The sequence below is a fragment of the Arthrobacter sp. AIWTK1 genome, from assembly GCF_056680535.1.
In genome coordinates this window covers 2,755,367-2,772,628 of sequence record NZ_CM155287.1, presented here as the reverse complement: position 1 = coordinate 2,772,628, position 17,262 = coordinate 2,755,367, and the positions used below count along the sequence as shown (strand labels likewise).

Annotated in this window: 13 protein-coding genes; 12 read left to right on the top strand and 1 reads right to left on the bottom strand. The window is 65.9% G+C overall.

Features of this window, described 5'->3' with window-relative positions:
* The 12 genes from serA (at position 1) to AC1MDG_RS12705 (ending at position 15,658) form a co-directional block, all read left to right on the top strand.
* Complete coding sequence (serA, locus tag AC1MDG_RS12760; RefSeq protein ID WP_479804235.1) at positions 1–1,590, top strand: phosphoglycerate dehydrogenase; 1,590 nt, start codon at positions 1–3, stop codon at positions 1,588–1,590.
* Between the two features lie 209 nt (positions 1,591–1,799).
* Complete coding sequence (locus AC1MDG_RS12755) at positions 1,800–4,595, top strand: ABC transporter permease (protein WP_479804234.1); 2,796 nt, start codon at positions 1,800–1,802, stop codon at positions 4,593–4,595.
* Positions 4,592–5,347, top strand: coding sequence for an ABC transporter ATP-binding protein (locus AC1MDG_RS12750; protein WP_011692375.1), 756 nt, complete (start codon positions 4,592–4,594; stop codon positions 5,345–5,347). The genes AC1MDG_RS12755 and AC1MDG_RS12750 overlap by 4 nt, the downstream gene beginning before the upstream one ends.
* A 64-nt stretch (positions 5,348–5,411) precedes the next feature.
* Positions 5,412–6,971 carry a methionine--tRNA ligase gene (gene metG, locus AC1MDG_RS12745; protein WP_479804232.1) on the top strand — a complete coding sequence of 520 codons (1,560 nt, stop codon included), beginning with the start codon at positions 5,412–5,414 and terminating at the stop codon, positions 6,969–6,971.
* Between the two features lie 429 nt (positions 6,972–7,400).
* On the top strand, positions 7,401–8,183 hold the full coding sequence (locus AC1MDG_RS12740; protein WP_479804231.1) for a PT domain-containing protein: 783 nt from the start codon (positions 7,401–7,403) through the stop codon (positions 8,181–8,183).
* A gap of 85 nt (positions 8,184–8,268) precedes the next feature.
* Positions 8,269–9,072 (top strand): class F sortase, encoded by an 804-nt coding sequence (locus tag AC1MDG_RS12735; protein WP_479804229.1) that lies wholly within the window; start codon positions 8,269–8,271, stop codon positions 9,070–9,072.
* Between the two features lie 80 nt (positions 9,073–9,152).
* Entirely contained in the window at positions 9,153–10,205 is a 1,053-nt protein-coding gene (locus AC1MDG_RS12730; protein WP_479804228.1) for a 3-isopropylmalate dehydrogenase, read from the top strand.
* A gap of 102 nt (positions 10,206–10,307) precedes the next feature.
* Positions 10,308–11,420: a branched-chain amino acid aminotransferase gene (locus AC1MDG_RS12725; protein ID WP_479804227.1), complete on the top strand. Its 1,113-nt coding sequence runs from the start codon at positions 10,308–10,310 to the stop codon at positions 11,418–11,420.
* A 196-nt stretch (positions 11,421–11,616) separates the two neighbouring features.
* On the top strand, positions 11,617–12,432 hold the full coding sequence (locus AC1MDG_RS12720; RefSeq protein WP_479804225.1) for an MBL fold metallo-hydrolase: 816 nt from the start codon (positions 11,617–11,619) through the stop codon (positions 12,430–12,432).
* A 77-nt stretch (positions 12,433–12,509) separates the two neighbouring features.
* Positions 12,510–13,286 (top strand): fumarylacetoacetate hydrolase family protein, encoded by a 777-nt coding sequence (locus AC1MDG_RS12715; protein WP_043482418.1) that lies wholly within the window; start codon positions 12,510–12,512, stop codon positions 13,284–13,286.
* Positions 13,287–13,406: 120 nt separating this feature from the next.
* Entirely contained in the window at positions 13,407–14,921 is a 1,515-nt protein-coding gene (gltX, locus tag AC1MDG_RS12710) for a glutamate--tRNA ligase (RefSeq protein WP_479804223.1), read from the top strand.
* Positions 14,921–15,658, top strand: coding sequence for an HAD family hydrolase (locus AC1MDG_RS12705; RefSeq protein WP_479804221.1), 738 nt, complete (start codon positions 14,921–14,923; stop codon positions 15,656–15,658). The genes gltX and AC1MDG_RS12705 overlap by 1 nt, the downstream gene beginning before the upstream one ends.
* 14 nt (positions 15,659–15,672) lie before the next feature.
* Here the strand turns inward: AC1MDG_RS12705 and AC1MDG_RS12700 are convergent, their stop codons facing one another.
* Positions 15,673–17,067, bottom strand: coding sequence for a hypothetical protein (locus tag AC1MDG_RS12700; protein WP_479804219.1), 1,395 nt, complete (start codon positions 17,065–17,067; stop codon positions 15,673–15,675).
* Positions 17,068–17,262 lie beyond the last annotated feature (195 nt).

Sequence of the window (17,262 nt, the reverse complement as noted above, 5' to 3'; positions counted from 1 at the left end):
GTGTCAAAACCCGTAGTACTGCTCGCCGAAGAACTTTCACCCGCCACAGTCGAGGCCCTGGGCCCGGACTTTGAAATCCGCCAGACCGATGGCGCCGACCGTTCCCAGCTGCTCTCGGCGATCGCGGATGTTGACGCAATCCTGGTTCGCTCCGCCACGCAGGTGGACGCCGAGGCCATCGCGGCGGCCAAGAACCTCAAGGTTATTGCCCGCGCAGGAGTCGGACTCGACAACGTCGACATCAAGGCGGCCACGCAGGCCGGTGTCATGGTGGTCAACGCGCCGACGTCGAACATCGTTTCCGCTGCCGAACTGACCGTGGGCCACATCCTGAGCCTCGCGCGCCACATTCCGCAGGCCAGCGCCGCCCTCAAGGACGGCGAATGGAAGCGCTCCAAATACACGGGCATTGAACTCTACGAGAAGAAGATCGGCATCATCGGCCTGGGCCGCATCGGCGCCCTCGTGGCGGCACGCCTGAAGGGTTTCGACACCAAGATCCTGGCCTACGATCCCTACATCACCTCCGCCCGCGCCGCCCAGCTGGGCGTGCAGCTGGTCACCCTGGACGAGCTGCTGGCGCAGTCCGACTTCATCACCATCCACATGCCCAAGACGCCTGAGACGGTGGGCATGCTGGGCGCTGAGGCATTCAAGAAGATGAAGAAGACCGCCTACGTCATCAACGTGGCCCGCGGCGGCCTGGTGGACGAGGAAGCCCTCCACGCCGCCCTGAAGGACGGCGAAATCGCCGGCGCCGGCGTTGACGTGTTCGTCAAGGAACCCAGCACCGACCTGCCGTTCTTCGAGATGGACAACGTGGTGGTGACCCCGCACCTGGGCGCATCCACCGACGAAGCCCAGGAAAAGGCCGGCGTCTCCGTGGCGAAGTCGGTTCGCCTTGCCTTGGCCGGCGAACTGGTCCCCGACGCAGTCAACGTTGCCGGCGGCGTCATTGCCCCGGACGTGCGCCCGGGCATCCCGCTGATTGAGAAGCTGGGCCGCATTTTCACCGCGCTGACCCACGCGTCCCTGACGCAGTTCGACGTCGAAGTTGCCGGTGAGATCTCCTCCCTCGACGTCAAGGTGCTGGAACTGGCTGCACTCAAGGGCATCTTCGCCGACGTCGTGACCGAACAGGTCTCCTACGTCAACGCCCCCGTCATTGCAGAGCAGCGCGGCATCAACGTCCGCCTCATCACCACTCCCGAAACAGAGTCCTACCGCAACCTGCTGACGCTGCGCGGTGCCCTCAGCGACGGCAGCCAGATCTCCGTGGCCGGAACCCTGACGGGGCCCAAGCAGATCCAGAAGCTCGTGGGGGTCAACGGCTACGAGGTGGAAATTCCCATCAGCGAGCACCTTGTGGTGGTGGCCTATGCGGACCGTCCCGGCGTGATCGGTACCATCGGCCACATCCTGGGCATGAACAACATCAACATCGCCGGCATGCAGGTTGCACGCCAGGCGGAGGGCGGCCAGGTCCTGGCGCTCCTGACCATCGACAGCTCGGTTCCGCAGCAGGTCCTTGACGCAATCAAGGCCGGCATCGGTGCCGAGATGGTCCGGGAAGTCGACCTCGAGGACTGACTACCCGCCTATTCGGTGAACTTCACGTGACAGAGGTTAACTTCTGCCACGTATGATTGGCCGGTCTGCGTACAATGGCTGGGTCCGATTTTCGGATCCGGCCGGCAGACCGGCCATTATTTTTTGCACATCCGGCAGGGGACGCCTTCACATCCATTAGGTGTGGACTGAGGTGTGCGCTCACGCAATCCAGCTTTTCAGGGAGCCCAATGAACGCCGTCCAGAGGTTCATCAGAAGCCGAGTGCTTTTGCTGACCGCGGCCATCTTGATCGTCGCCATGTGCCTGTCCGTCCTCGTCCAGGGCCAGTCGCAGGCGGCGCTCAACCGAACAGTCGACCAGAATTCCCGCGGACTCTATGACATCCTCGTCCAGGCGAAAGCGGGGTCCGGCGGAGCCCTCATGCAGCCGGAAATCGCCAACGGCCAGGGCGGCATCAGCTTCGACCAGCTGGACAGCATCCGCAAGCTCTCCGGTACGTCGGTGGCCGCCCCCATCAGCCTCGTGTCACGGGTGTCGCAGAACCTCGAATCCCCGCGGCTCGATGCCATGGACTACCTGGGATTCAACGCCGGACTTGTAGGGACGGCGACCGCCGGGGAGCCCGGCGGAACCGACCCCAGCAAGTGGCCGGCGGCGGAATCTGTCCTCACCGATGCGGCCAAGAAATACCGGCTGACAGCCAGCGCCGTAAGCTCGGACGGGCAGTCGGAACAGACCCTGTTCAAGTCCATGGCTGAGGGTTCCCTCGGCAAGGCCAGGCTCATCGAGGAGCAGACCGCCGGCGGCAAGAGCATCCGCATCGCGGGCGCCGAAGGGGAAACCGGCATCAAATTCCCGGCTCCCGCGGGCGGCTCCGAGCACAACCTCTTCAATCTTTCGGTGTCGCTTCCGCTGGCACCGCAGGTGACCGAGTCCGTGGTCGCCGTCGACCCCGTCTCCGAGCGTGCCCTGCTGGGTTCTGCCGGCGACTTCCTGGCACCGCTCGAAAAGGCACCGCCGGCAGACGCGCGGAACGCCGGCGCCATCGGCCGGCATTTCGAGAGCCTGTTCACCTCGGGCATCAGCATGAAGGAGCTCGAGGACGGACCTGACTTCCTCGGCGTCAAGCTGAAGTACTGGGCGCCCCTGATGACCCAGTACCAGCAGGCAAAGCGCAACGGCCAGCTCACCGCCGATTCCCAGGCCATCCCGCTGATCGTCCGCTCCGGTACCTCCCTGGACCTCAAGTACTCGGTGAAGATCGAAGAAATCGACGACTCCGGAAACGTCGTCAAGGACGTCGGCACGGTGACGCGGTCGCTGGACAAGGACTACCTGCCGTTCGTTTCCAAGTCCCCGTTCTCGCTCTCCTGGCCGGGCTCGCAGGACTACTCCCAGCTGCTGGGGAACACCGGAAACTTCAGCCAGGGCCTCTACAACCCGGCAACGTGGAGCACCGACTTCGCCTCCGCCCCCAAATACACCGACGGTGCAACCGCCGGCAACGGCGCCGTGGACAAGACCGCCACTCCGGGGGAGTGGGTGACCGTCAACCGGCTTCCGGAAAAGGGTGCCGGCGGCGCGCCGGTGGACCAGACCCAGCGCGAGCCCGTTGACGAGCGCTCCTACCGCGACAGCCTGGAGACCGGAAGCAAGGTCGCGGCACCGTTGGCCATGGTCTATGGCACGTTCGACGCCGATAAGGTCAAGGAAGCCGCCGGTGACGTCAACCGGCTGCCCCTGGGCGGCTATGACCCCTCACCGCTTACCCTGACCGAGGACGCCCAGGGCAAGAAGGTGGAGAACACCGTACTCAAGCCCTCGCTGAGCGCCACGGGCCTGGTCAGCCAGTCCGCCGGGGCCATCACCGACTACTACGGCCTCGCCGCCGCCCGTGGATATGAACAGAACGCTTCGGTGATTGACGCCGTCCGGGTCCGGGCCAAGGCGCCCGGCAGCTGGAAGGAGTCGCAGCCGGAGGTCGAGCAGCTCGCGGACGAAATCCGGGACATGGGACTGGAAGTAACGGTGGTTGCCGGCTCCGCGCGTGAAGACGCCAACATTTTTGTGCCGGGTTACTCGAAGGACGACGCCGGCAAGGAATCCGCGCTTGGCACCGTCACCCAGTCGTGGGTCCGCCAGGATGCCGCCGACGCCGTGTCCGGCTCCCTGACCGGAACCAACGTGACGCTGCTGTTCCTCACCCTGTGCGGCGCGGCCCTGCTCACCGGTGCCTCCACTGTCAGCTACATCCGCCAGCGCCGCCGCGAAGCCGGCACCCTCCGGGCCATGGGCTGGACACAAAAAAGGATCCGCAGCTGGGTGCTCGCGGAGTTCGGCGTGGGAGCCGCCCTTCTGGCGATCGCCGGCACCATCCTGAGCCTGCTCAGCTGGAACCTCGCCACGGTCATCGTTTCCGCATCAGTACTGGTCCTCTACGCCGCCGCGGCCTACTTCGCGGCACAGCAGCTGAGGCACCGTGACGAAGTTGACCAGGAACCGCAGCACGACGAGCGGCTGATCGCCGTCGACTCCCCGCTCACATTCGCCAACCGGCAGCTGAGCACCAACAAATTCAACACCATCTCACTGGCTGTGGCAGTGGGCGTATTTGGCGCCGCCGTGGGCGGCCTGATCGCCTTGCTGATCGACATCCCGAGGGCCGCCGGTGCGAGCGCACTGAGCGGACTGGCGGCGGCCAGCGTGGCGCTGCCGAGCATCATCCTGGCACTCTCCGGGGTAGCCGTGGGCCTGGTGCTGACGCTCGTCACCGGACGCTTCGAGCTGCAGGCCAAGCGCCAGTACCTCGGCACCCTCGAAGCCATGGGCTGGAACCCGGACATGCTGGGCCAGGTCCGGCTGTTCGAAAACGCCCTCGTGGGCACCGTGGCCTTGCCGCTGGGCGTGGTCGGCGCCCTCGGCATCGGGCTCCTGCTCGCACCCTATGCTGCGCTCTGGGCCGCCCTGGCCGGACTCGTGGCTGTACTTTGCTGGATTCCAATTGCAACGAAAGTGGTCCAATGAACAACGACCTGAATCTCGACCGGATTCCCCAGGATGACGCCGGGGACGGCTCGCTCCAGACCCGTGCCAACACCATCCTGAAGGCCGCAGACCACGGAACCCCGCTGGAACTGAGCAACATCACCATCCGCTACGGCGGCCAGAAGGGCGGAGCCGACGCCGTCAACGTCGTCGAAGGCTTCGACCTGACCCTCCATGCCGGGGAAATGCACTGCGTCGCCGGCCGAAGCGGTTCCGGCAAGACCAGCATCCTGACGGTGGGCGCCGGGCTCACCCTGCCCACGTCCGGCCGTGTCTTCTGGGAAGGCCAGTCCCTGGAAAGCATGGGCGACGACGAAATCGCCGACCGACGCCGGGCCCTGATCGGCTACGTTGACCAGGGCGGGGCCCTGATCGACGGCATGAGCGCCTTGGAGAACGTGCTCCTGCCCGCCGTGCCGGACGGCGAAGTGGACCAGCGCCGCGACATGGCAAAGGACCTCCTGGACCTTGTTGGCCTCGGGCGGCGCATGCGCCACCGCCCTGCCCAGCTTTCCGGCGGCGAGCGTCAGCGCGTGGCGATCGCGCGCGCCCTGATCCTTGGAACCCGCGTCCTTGTGGTCGACGAACCCACGGCAAGCCTGGACCGGACCTCGGCCAACCGCATCATCAGCATCCTCAAGGACACCACGTCCGACGGAATTGCCGTGCTGGTGGCGTCACATGACCACGAACTTGTCCGGCTCAGCGATACCCTGACCGAACTGATCTAGATTTAGGGGTAGCATTCCCAGCCCCCGGTCCGCCACCGCTTCCGAAAAAAGGTAACTTCCCAGAGTGTCGTCTTCAGCCCACACCCCGTTCTACATCACCACTGCCATCACGTACCCGAACGGCGTGCCGCACATCGGCCACGCCTACGAGTACATCGCGACGGACGCGATGGCACGGTTCAAGCGCCTGGACGGCTATGACGTGTTCTTCCTGACCGGCACCGACGAGCACGGCATGAAGATCGCGCAGACGGCCGAGAAGGAAGGCATCACGCCCAAGGAACTGGTGGACCGGAACGCCGAGATCTACAAGGGCGCCCATTCCGCCCTGGGAATCTCGTACGACCGCTTCATCCGCACCACGGACGAAGACCACTACGCCGCGTCCCAGGCCATCTGGAAGAAGATGGAGGCCAACGGCGATATCTACCTGTCCAAGTACGAAGGCTGGTACTCGGTCCGCGACGAGGCCTACTACGTTGAGGACGAGACCGTCGTCAAAGAGGACGGCCTCCGCTATTCGCGCGAGACGGATACAGAACTGACCTGGACGGCCGAGGAAAGCTACTTCTTCCGGCTCTCCGCCTACCAGGACAAGCTGCTGGCGCTGTATGAAGCACACCCGGAATTCGGTGCCCCGCAGTCGCGGTTCAACGAGGTCATCAGCTTCGTCAAGCGCGGGCTGGAGGACCTCTCCATCAGCCGGACGACGTTCGACTGGGGCGTTCCGGTTCCCGGCAACGACAAACACGTGATGTACGTGTGGGTGGACGCCCTGACGAACTACCTCACCGGTGTGGGCTACCCTGACACCGAATCCGAATCGTTCAAGAAGTACTGGCCGGCCGATGTCCACGTGATCGGTAAGGACATCTCCAGGTTCCACGCCATCTACTGGCCCGCATTCCTGATGAGTGCCGGGCTGGAGCTTCCCAAGCGGATCATGATCCACGGCTTCCTGAACAACAACGGCGTCAAGATGTCCAAGTCGCTGGGCAACGTGGTGGCGCCCTCGGACTTCGTGGCCCAGTACGGCCTGGACCAGGTGCGTTTCTTCTTCCTGCGCGAAGTGCCTTTCGGTGCTGACGGCAGCTACAGCCACGAAGCCATCGTGGGCCGGATGAACTCCGACCTCGCCAACAACTTCGGCAACCTCGCACAGCGCTCACTCTCCATGGTTGCCAAGAACTGCGAGGGCCGCGTTCCGGTCCCCGGGGACTTCACCGCGGAAGACACTGCCCTGCTGGCCCGGGCCAACGGCCTGCTGGATGCCGCCCGGGCAGCGTTCGAGAAGCAGGAATTCAGCCGCGCCCTGGAGGCCATCTGGGGCGTCCTGGGCGATACCAACGCCTACTTCGCCGAGCAAGCGCCGTGGGTGCTGCGGAAGACCGACGTCGAGCGCATGAATACTGTGCTGTACGTGACCCTTGAGGTGCTCCGCATTGTGGCCATCCTGGTGCAGCCGGTGATGCCGACGGCGTCCGCCGCACTTTTGGCGTCCCTCGGCCAGCCCGACGGCGATGACCGCCGGTTCTCGGCGATCGCCACGCCGCTCGTTCCCGGGACGGAACTCCCCGCCCCTGCCCCGATCTTCCCGAAGTATGAGGAACCGGCCGAAGCCTAGTACGCGCAAGCCGGTTCCCGCTTGACGCCCCGAACCGGCCACCCCGAACCACCGGACGCTCCCTCACTGCCTTGGCACGTGGGGGAGCGTTCTTGGTACCGGCAGGAATCCCGATGCCCGGCTCAGGCGCTGGCGGCAGGCGGGTGAGTTTCCAAGTAGTCCGCTGTATGCATGCGAGTGAATATATTCACGAAGCAGGTAATTGGTACCTGCGCACGCCTGAGTAAACGCGTACCAGTTACTCGGGTTTAACCCTGGCCGCAAACCTAGCCTGAAAAGGCAAGCGAACTGATGACACTGTCTGGGGAGTAACTGTCACCTTCACTTCGCTGTTTGAGGTCTCACGCAGGTTTGCTTTTCCTGGTCTCGAAGACGGTTACTCCGCGCAGTCTGGTCAGTTCGATCGGATTTGGTATGGAGGGACCGAACATGAAACGGACAATTGCCACTCTGGGGGTGGTGGGCCTCGGGGTTATGGGGGCCACAGTCGCGGCCTATGCCGCGCCGGACGCCGAAAAGATCACCATCTGCCATGCCGACGGGGCCGGCCAATACCACGCCGTACAGGTCGACCTGAGCGGACTCAACGGCCACGGCGGCGACCCGGCCGACATCATCCCGACCAACAGCGGCGCCACCATGCCGCAGGGCCAGAACCTGACGCCGGCTAACCTCGCACTCCTGGCCCAGGGCTGCAAGGGTGGCGGGGTGGTGCCAACGACACCGCCGACCACTCCGCCCACGGATGAGCCGACGGATGAACCGACGGGGCACCCGACGGACGAGTGGACGGGGCACCCGACGGATGAACCGACGGGGCACCCGACGGACGAGCCGACGGGGCACCCGACGGATGAACCGACGGACGAGCCGACGGACGAGCCGACGGGTCACCCCACGGAAACTCCGACGGAGCGCCCCACGGAAACCCCGACGGAATCGCCCACCGCAACGCCAACGGGACAGCCGACGACTCCGCCGGCTACCACGCCGGCACCCGTCGTGGTAGCCCCGGTTGCGTCGACGCCGGTGGGGGCTGCGGCAGCTTCCGTTCCGGCAGCGAGCAACGCCGGCTACAACGTCCAGACGGCCGTTGGCAGCTCCGGTAGCGGAATCCCTGCCTGGCTGGCCATTCTGACGGGCCTCTTTACCGCGGCAGGTGCCTGGGTGCTCGCAAAGAGCGGCCTGCGGTCCCGCGGCGCACACAGCTAGACAAATAAAACCGGGGCGGGTGCCGTGACGTTACGGCACCCGCCCTCCGGTTAGCACAAGGCCTCAACCTCTACAGGAGCCCCGCATGGTCTGTCACGTCCGGAAGCTGAACCGGCCGAAGCATGCCGTCCGCATCCACGGCCTGATTCTCAGCCTCAGGGACCTCACGGTGCTGGTGGTCTGCGTCGCGGGGATTCTTGGAGCCTGGCTGGCCTACGGCTTGACCGGTGCCGCCAGCCACGGCGCACCTGCAACCGGGCAATCGGAGGCAACGGTCCTGTCGGAGCGCTTGCCGGATCCGCTGGCGCCGCCCGTTGTGCCGGGGTCCGACGCCGCGGCATCGGACCCGGTTGCGCTGCCCGCCGTGCCGCTGGCTGTCGGCGGGTTGCCAGCCGCTTCCGCCCCGGCGCAGCCCGTGGCACAAGCTGCCTCTCCCTATCCCGCTGCTTCGGCCCCGCAACGCATCACCTATCCGGCCGCCGGCATGGATGTTGTGGTGCACCCCCTGGACCCCGCCGCCGCCGATGCAGACAGCCACAGCATCGTCCCGCCGGAGACCATGGACGGTTACTGGCTGACGCCCTTCGGGACACCGGGGGCCGGTTCGGCCAACACCAGCTATGTCATCGGCCACAGCTGGGAAGGGCTGGATGCGCCGTTCAACCACTTGAGTTCAGCCGCCGCAGCCGGGGATGAGCTGACCGTCACCACGTCGGCCGGCACCATGACCTACAGGGTTGACTCAGTCACCACCTACACAAAGTCCACGCTGAAGGACAGTCCTATCTGGGCGGTGGTACCCAACAGGCTGGTCCTTATCAGCTGCTACACCGGGGATCTGTGGGGAAAGAACGTAGCCGTCGTGGCGTCACCCGTGCCGGCACGCTGATGGTCACCCGCCGGTTAACGGTGTGTTCGAATATTGAGACAACTTGACCATCATGTGGATGGCTTGGCTACCCTGAAAACATGAGCGCATCCACGATTAATCTTGCTGTCATTCCCGGCGACGGCATCGGCCCCGAGGTCATCGCCGAAGCCTTGAAGGTACTGGAGAAGGTTGTGGCCGCTGAAGGCGTCACCCTGGACCAGACCCACTACAAGCTGGGAGCCCAGCATTGGCTCGAGACGGGTGAGACACTTCCGGAGGAAGTCCTTGACGATCTCCGGACGCGGGACGCCATCCTGTTCGGCGCCGTCGGTGCGGCCCCTGGCGACACCCGGATCCCGTCCGGCATCATTGAACGCGAGATGCTGCTGAAGCTCCGCTTCAGCCTTGACCACTTCGTCAACCTGCGCCCGTCGCGCCTTTTCGGCAGCGTAGGCAGCCCGCTGGCCAATCCCGGCAAGATCGACTTCATCGTGGTCCGGGAAGGCACCGAAGGTCCGTACGTCGGCAATGGCGGCACACTGCGTGCCGGGACCAAGCACGAGGTTGCCACCGAGGTTTCGCTGAACACTGCCCACGGCGTGGAACGGGTTGTCCGCGACGCGTTCCGCCGCGCCAGCGACCGTCCGCGCAAGCACGTCACACTGGTGCACAAGCACAACGTGCTTGTTTATGCCGGCCACTTGTGGAAGCGGACCGTTGAAGCGGTGGCGCAGGAATTCCCGGATGTGACCCACGACTACCTGCACATCGACGCTGCAACCATCTTCATGGTCACCGACCCCGCACGCTTCGATGTCATCGTCACGGACAACCTGTTCGGCGACATCATCACCGACCTCGCCGCTGCCATCACCGGCGGCATCGGCCTGGCGGCATCGGGCAACATCAACATGGAACGCACCGCCCCGTCCATGTTCGAACCCGTGCACGGATCCGCCCCCGACATCGCAGGCCAGCAAAAAGCTGATCCGACGGCGGCAATCCTGTCGGCGGCCCTGCTGCTGGACCACCTCGGCTATGCGGATGCAGCAAAGAAGATCGAGGCCGCAGTCATTGCCGACGTCGAAAGCCGCGATGGCCGGGAACGCACCACCAGCGCGATCGGCGACGCAATCGCCGCCGCCCTGTAGGGTCCCGCATCGGGCGTAAGCTTGTCTCGAATCACCAATAATGCTGCCGTGGTCCGACGCTGAACCACGTTCACACACCAGGCAGCCGACCGTGGAGGAACCATGACTCAGACTGCCCATGGCGTCGAATTCACCCATCAGCCCTCGGTAACCCCGAAGTCTGCTGAAGAGCGTGCAGCCATCCTGGCGAACCCGGGTTTCGGCAACTATTTCACCGACCACACTGCGATCGTCGACTACAGCGTCGACGAGAACGGCAAGGGCGGTTGGCATGACGCGCGCATCGAGGCATACGGTCCCATCTCGCTTGACCCGTCGGCGGCTGTGCTGCATTACGGCCAGGAGATCTTTGAGGGGCTCAAGGCCTACCGCCACGCCGACGGCTCGGTCTGGACGTTCCGCCCGGAGGCAAACGCCGCCCGCTTGAACAAGTCCGCCCGCAGGCTGGCGCTGCCGGAACTTCCGGAAGAGTATTTCCTCGGTGCCATCCGCGAACTGGTGCAGGCCGACCGGGAGTGGGTTCCGGCCGGGGACGGAGAGGCCCTTTACCTGCGCCCGTTCATGATCGCCACCGAGGCCTTCCTCGGCGTGCGTGCGGCCAGGGAAGTCTCCTTCCGCGTCATCGCGTCCCCTGCCGGCAACTACTTCGGCGGCGAGCTGAAGCCCGTGTCGATCTGGATCTCCCGTGAGTACGCCCGCGCAGGCCGCGGCGGCACCGGGGCGGCGAAGTGCGGCGGCAACTACGCGGCATCCCTGATCGCCCAGCAGGAGGCCGAAGCCCACGGCTGCAAGCAGGTCCTCTTCCTGGACCAGTTCAATGACAACGCCGTTGAGGAACTCGGCGGCATGAACGTGTTCTTCGTGATGAAGGACGGCTCGCTGGTCACGCCCGCCCTGACCGGAACCATCCTGGAGGGCGTCACCCGGATGTCCGTCATGCAGGTGGCCAAGGACATGGGCCGTACCGTCACCGAGCGCAAGATCACCCTCGACGAATGGCGCGACGGCGTTGCGTCGGGCGAGATCACCGAGGTCTTCGCCTGCGGGACGGCGGCCGTGATCACCCCGATCGGCGTGCTCAAGGACGCCACGGAGTTCATCGGTTCCGAGGATGCCAAGGCAGGGGAGACCACCATGGCCATCCGCGAGCAGCTCCTTGGGATCCAGACCGGGACCGTGCCTGACGCGCACGGCTGGCTGACCCGGCTCGCCTAGGCTTCACGACCCAGTTCAAGGCAACCTTCGACGGCGGCACGCACCTTCCGGTGCGGGGCCGCCGTCGTGGTTGATCGCCAGGCACGCGGCCGGGCGTGGCGGTTTCTCCTGACCGGAGCGGACCGGGCCGCCGGCGGTACTGCTGCTCGCGACATGACCGCTCGTGCGACTGCGGCTTCGGTGGGAAGATGGAACCGTGATCCCGGACGACCCCCGTGCCATCGTGCGCACCACCACGCTGACCCGCTTCAGGCTGGCCCCCAACCCGGGGCCGATGAGCCTGCACGGGACCAACTCCTACGTGATTGCGGCCCCCGGTGCGGCCGGGACTGTTGTGGTGGATCCCGGCCCGCTGGATGAGCCGCACCTGCAGGAGCTGGCCCGGGCAGGCGCCGTCGAGCTGATCCTGCTTACGCACCGGCACGCGGACCACACTGCCGCCGCCGCCAGGTTTGCCGAACTGACCGGAGCCCCCGTGCGCGCCAAGGACCCCGCGCACTGCCACGGAGGAATCCCGCTGGCGGACGGTGAAGTCATCCACGCCGCCGGGGCCGAGATCCGCGTGCTGGCGACACCCGGCCACACTTCCGACTCGGTCTGCTTCCATCTGCCCGGGGACGGTGCCCGGGGTTCGGTCCTCACCGGCGACACGATCCTGGGCCTCGGAACCACGGTATTGGACTATCCCGACGGCACCCTGGGTGACTACCTGGCTTCGCTGGACCGGCTGGAACGCCTGGGCCCTGCGACCGTCCTCCCGGCCCATGGACCCATGCTTCCTGCCCTGGATACGGTGGTCCGCGCCTACCGGGACCACCGCGAGGACCGCCTCGGGCAGATCCGCACGGCCCTCGAGAGCCTTGGCGCCGGCGCTGAGGTGGCTGAGGTGGCCGACGCCGTGTACGCCGCCGTCGATCCGGCCGTGCGGCCCGCAGCGGAACTCTCCGTGGCTGCCCAGCTCCAGTACCTGCGCCTGGGCAGCCGCACCACCACAACGCCTCCGGGTCAGTGACTTGGCAGGTGCCGGCACACGCCGCCCGGCCTGCCGCGTAGTCCGGCGCGCGCGCCGGAGACGGTACGCTTGGAGCCATGCGTATCGCCCGGTTTGTAGCTGATTCTGATCCCCTTTACGGCGTTGTCGAAGGCGAGCCCGGCAGTGAGGAAGTCACTGTCATCAAGGGTGACCCATTCTTCAACGGCGTTGAACGCAGCACCGTCAAGTACAAGCTTGAGGACGTCAGGCTGCTCGCACCCATCATTCCGCGCAGCAAAGTGGTGGGCGTCGGACGCAATTTCGTTGAGCACGCCAAGGAGCTTGGCAACGAAGTGCCGCAGCAGCCATTGCTGTTCCTGAAGCCCAACACGTCGGTGGTGGGGCCCAATGATCCCATCGTGCTGCCCGAGTTCTCCGAGGAGGTTTCCTTCGAGGCCGAGCTGTGCGTGGTCATCGGACGGATCTGCAAGGACGTACCCGAGGACCGGGTTGACGACGTCATCTTCGGCTACACCTGCGGCAACGACCTGACTGCCCGGGATGTCCAGAAGACCGACCTGCAGTGGGCCCGGGCCAAGGGCTTTGACACCTCGGCGCCCCTGGGGCCGTGGATCGAGACTGAACTGGACACCGACGACCTCCGGATCCAGGGCTGGCTGAACGGTGAACTTCGCCAGGACGGCAGCACGAGCCAGATGATCCGGGGTGTCCGTGAGCTCGTCGCCGTCGTGTCGCAGGCCTTCACGCTGCTTCCCGGCGACGTGATCATGACCGGCACGCCCGCCGGCGTGGGCCTGGTTTCAGCCGGCGACCGTTTTGACGTGGAAATCGAAGGCATCGGCCGGCTCTCCAATCCGGTCGTACGGCGGTAGCCCCAACCGCACACCGAAGCCAGGACAGCCGCCCCGGGATACCCGGGGCGGCTGTTCGTCTCCGCGGCGAAGTTGAGGGCGGGGCCGAGCCCCCGGGCAGGCGGTAAAGTTGGAGTCACTATGACTACTCCTTCTGTGTCCAACGCTGTCTCCAGTCCTGCCGTCACCGCCGAAACCCCGGTCCGGGTGCGGTTCTGCCCGTCGCCCACCGGCACCCCGCACGTGGGCCTGATCCGTACGGCGCTGTTTAACTGGGCGTACGCCCGGCACACGCAGGGGACCTTTGTGTTCCGCATCGAGGACACGGATTCGGCGCGGGACTCGGAAGAGAGCTACGAGCAGCTGCTCGAGGCCCTGAAGTGGCTGGGCATCTCGTGGGAAGAGGGAGTGGAAACGGGCGGACCGCACGAGCCGTACCGCCAGTCACAGCGTCTTGACCTCTATAAGGACGTGGTTGCCAAGCTGCTGGAAGCCGGCTACGCCTACGAGTGCTACTCCTCGCCGGAGGAAGTCGAGGCCCGCCACCGTGCCGCCGGCCGCGACCCCAAGCTTGGTTACGACAACTTCGACCGCGACCTCAGTGCCGAGCAGGTTGCCGCGTTCAAGGCGGAGGGCCGCGAACCGGTACTCCGTGTCCGCATGCCTGATGAGGACGTCACCTTCACCGACATGGTCCGCGGTGAAATCACCTTCAAGGCCGGAAGCATCCCCGACTACGTCATTGTCCGCGCCGACGGCTCCCCGCTCTATACGCTGGTGAACCCCGTGGACGACGCCCTGATGGGGATCACCCACGTGCTGCGCGGCGAGGACCTGCTGTCCTCCACCCCCCGCCAGGTGGTGCTGATCCGCGCCCTGATGGAGATCGGCGTCGCAAGCTACATGCCGGTGTTCGGCCACCTTCCCTACGTCATGGGCGAGGGCAACAAGAAGCTGTCAAAGCGCGATCCGCAGTCCAACTTGTTCCTCCTCCGCGACCGCGGGTTCATCCCCGAGGGCCTGCTCAACTACCTCTCGCTGCTGGGATGGAGCCTGTCCGCCGACGAAGACATCTTCACGGTGGAACAGCTGATCGAGCACTTCGACGTCCACGACGTCCTGGCCAACCCGGCGCGCTTTGACATCAAGAAGGCCGAAGCGATCAACGGCACCCACATCAGGATGCTGGACGCTGACGACTTCAGGGGCCGCCTGGTTCCGTACCTCCGTGCAGCCAACCTGGTGGGGGAGACCCTGACCCCCCGCGAAGAGGAGATCCTTGCCGAGGCCGCGCCGCTGATCCAGGAACGCATCGCCTTGCTGGGCGAGGCACCGGAGATGATTTCCTTCCTGTTCAAGAACGACGACGCCATCGACGTCGCGGATGACGCCCGCAAGGGACTTCCGGAAAACCTCACCGAGGTCCTGGACGCCGCGACCGCAGCACTGGACGCCGTTGCCGACTGGAATGCCGAGAGCATCCAGGCGGCGCTGAAGAAGGCACTCGTGGAGGATCTGGGCATCAAGCCGAGGCTGGCCTTCGGTCCGGTCCGGACGGCCATCTCGGGGCGCCGGATTTCCCCGCCGCTCTTTGAATCCATGGTCATCCTGGGCAAGGCTTCCTCACTGGCCCGCCTGCACGCCTTCCGCGGCTGATGACTGCCATGCGCGGCGACGGCGGCCGTGTCCTGCACACGGGCTTCGGCGTGATCCGGGGTGTCCTGTTCGATATTGACGACACCCTGGTGGACCTTGAGTACGCCATGACCACGGCGCTGCGTGATGTCAGCGAACATCTCCTGCCCGGCCTGGACCAGGCCGGGTGGGAGAAGTTCGGGCGCATCTTCACGCACGAAACCACACATTTCTACGACCGCTACCTGGCCGGCGAATTGACCTTCAACGAGCAGCGGCTGCTCCGGGGACGGGCTGCCCTGGGACACTTCGGAGTGGAACTGGAAGACGGCGAGGAGTCCCATGCCTGGGTTACGTCCTATGCGGCCCTGCAGCACGGCTACGTCCGTGCGTTCGAGGACGTGGGCCCGGTCCTGGATGCCCTCGACGCGGCAGGAATTCCCTACGGTGCGGTCAGCAACAATGTGCACGACTACCAGCGGGTGAAGCTGGATACCGCGGGCCTGCAACGGATCACGGTGCTGGTGGGAACCGACACCGTGGGCGTTCCCAAACCTGATCCGGCCATTTACCTCGAGGGCGTCCGCCTCCTGGGCAGCAGTGCCGCTGAGACGCTCTATGTGGGAGACAACCGCCTGCTGGATGCGGAAGGTTCGACGGCGGCCGGCCTGCTGGGCGTCTGGCTGAACCGCAGCGGGGAAACGGAGTCGGCGTTTTCCGGCCACCAGGTGGGTTCACTCGTGGATTTGCTGGGGTAGCAGCGCCCGCCGGATCAGGCGGACTGTCCAACCTTCCGCCTGATCCGCAGCGCCATGAAGGCGCCCACTGAACCGAGGCCCAGCGCGCCCACCATGCCCACCGCGGTCCCGGCATCGGGCCGGCCGGCCACGTCCGACGGAGACACCGCCGCTGCGCTCGAGTGCAGCGTTTCCGTCCCGGCTGCCACCTTTGCATTCCCCTCGGCGAGCCTGCCCGCCCCGGTGGCGAGCTTTGTTGAACCGGACGCCAGTTTGGTGTTGCCCTCGGAGAGTTCGGATGCTCCGGCGGCCAGGGCCTCGGAACCTTTCAGGAGCCCCGGATTCGCGGGATCCGCCGGGTCGCCCTTGATGCCTGCGTTCAGCGCCGTGGTTCCGGCGGCAAGCCGGGCGGAGCCCTCGGTCATGCTGGCCGCCGCCTTGAGCAGGCCCGGGCGGTCCGTGTTCCCGGGTACGCCGTCCATACCCTCCCTGATTCTGGCGGTCCCGTCGGCCAGGAGTCGCGTGCCAAGCACAACCCCGGGGTTTTCCGGATCCTGGCTGTTGAGTTTGGCGCTCAGGGTGGTGAAGCCCGCAGTCAGCTGCCCGGCACCGGCACGCAGCTCTCCGGAGCCTTCATGGAGCCGGGTGGCCCCGGACTGGAGCTGGGCGGCTCCGGCGTCGAGCTTGCGGGCACCGGCCGTGATTTTGGCGATCTTGTCCTTGACCACGGAGAGCGGCACGAGCCCCTGGACGGGATCGTCGGCGGCAGCCTGCAACAGCTCCAAGGCCTGGGCCAGGGCCGCGGTTCCCGTGCCGGCTTCCGGGCTGCCGTTGGCCCCGCGATAGCCCTTGAGCTGAGTCGTTCCTGCGGCAAGCTGGCCGGCCCCGGCCTCCAGCCGGGACGCGCCGTCGGAGAGCCTGGTGGCGCCGTCGGCGAGGTTGTTTTCCGCGGTTCCCGAAGCAGTGGGGGTCAGCGCCGCAGAGAGTTGCACCGCTCCGGCAGCAAGCTTGGCGGCGCCGTCATCGACTTTGTACACCCCCGGGGCGAGCTTGTTGTTGACGTCCGCCTCGATTTTCACCGCGCCTGCCGCGAGCTTCCCGGCGCCGGCCTGGAGCTGGTCCGCGCCGGGAGCGAGTTTGTTGATGATGCCGGCATGTATCTTCTGCGCCCCGGCGGAGAGCTTGCCTGCCCCTGTGTCTGCCAGCGTGGCACCCGTGGCGAGCTTCCCGGCGCCCTCCTCGAGCTGGTCAGCGCCGGCGGACGCCTGGCCGGCCCCGTCCTTGAGGCGCGCTGAACCGTCAGTGATGCGGCCGGTGACCAAGGTGTAAAAACCCAGCAAGGCAATCAGGAGCAAGGCAAGGACCGCTATGGCGATCTGCTGGCCGCGGGTGCGGGCATTCAGGGCAGCAGTGGCACGACTCTGTGGCACGGATGGTTCCTCTCGACGATGGTGGGTACTCGGCTGGCCCCGGGCGCCCGGCCGTGATGCAGCTAACATTCGGAAATGAGCGTGGAGCTGCCGTCCGGACGGGGGCAGTGGCATGGTTACTCTTCGGTAACTTACCGAGCGTAAACTTATCTGCCCTGTATTTGCAAGGATTTTTTCGCGCCACGGGCAGGCCGG

Coding starts and splice junctions, on each gene's coding strand:
- AC1MDG_RS12725 (WP_479804227.1), top strand. CDS start 10,308: ATGACTCAGACTGCCCATGGCGTCGAATTCACCCATCAGCCCTCGGTA.
- AC1MDG_RS12755 (WP_479804234.1), top strand. CDS start 1,800: ATGAACGCCGTCCAGAGGTTCATCAGAAGCCGAGTGCTTTTGCTGACC.
- AC1MDG_RS12730 (WP_479804228.1), top strand. CDS start 9,153: ATGAGCGCATCCACGATTAATCTTGCTGTCATTCCCGGCGACGGCATC.
- gltX (WP_479804223.1), top strand. CDS start 13,407: ATGACTACTCCTTCTGTGTCCAACGCTGTCTCCAGTCCTGCCGTCACC.
- AC1MDG_RS12740 (WP_479804231.1), top strand. CDS start 7,401: ATGAAACGGACAATTGCCACTCTGGGGGTGGTGGGCCTCGGGGTTATG.
- AC1MDG_RS12705 (WP_479804221.1), top strand. CDS start 14,921: ATGACTGCCATGCGCGGCGACGGCGGCCGTGTCCTGCACACGGGCTTC.
- AC1MDG_RS12750 (WP_011692375.1), top strand. CDS start 4,592: ATGAACAACGACCTGAATCTCGACCGGATTCCCCAGGATGACGCCGGG.
- AC1MDG_RS12715 (WP_043482418.1), top strand. CDS start 12,510: ATGCGTATCGCCCGGTTTGTAGCTGATTCTGATCCCCTTTACGGCGTT.
- AC1MDG_RS12735 (WP_479804229.1), top strand. CDS start 8,269: ATGGTCTGTCACGTCCGGAAGCTGAACCGGCCGAAGCATGCCGTCCGC.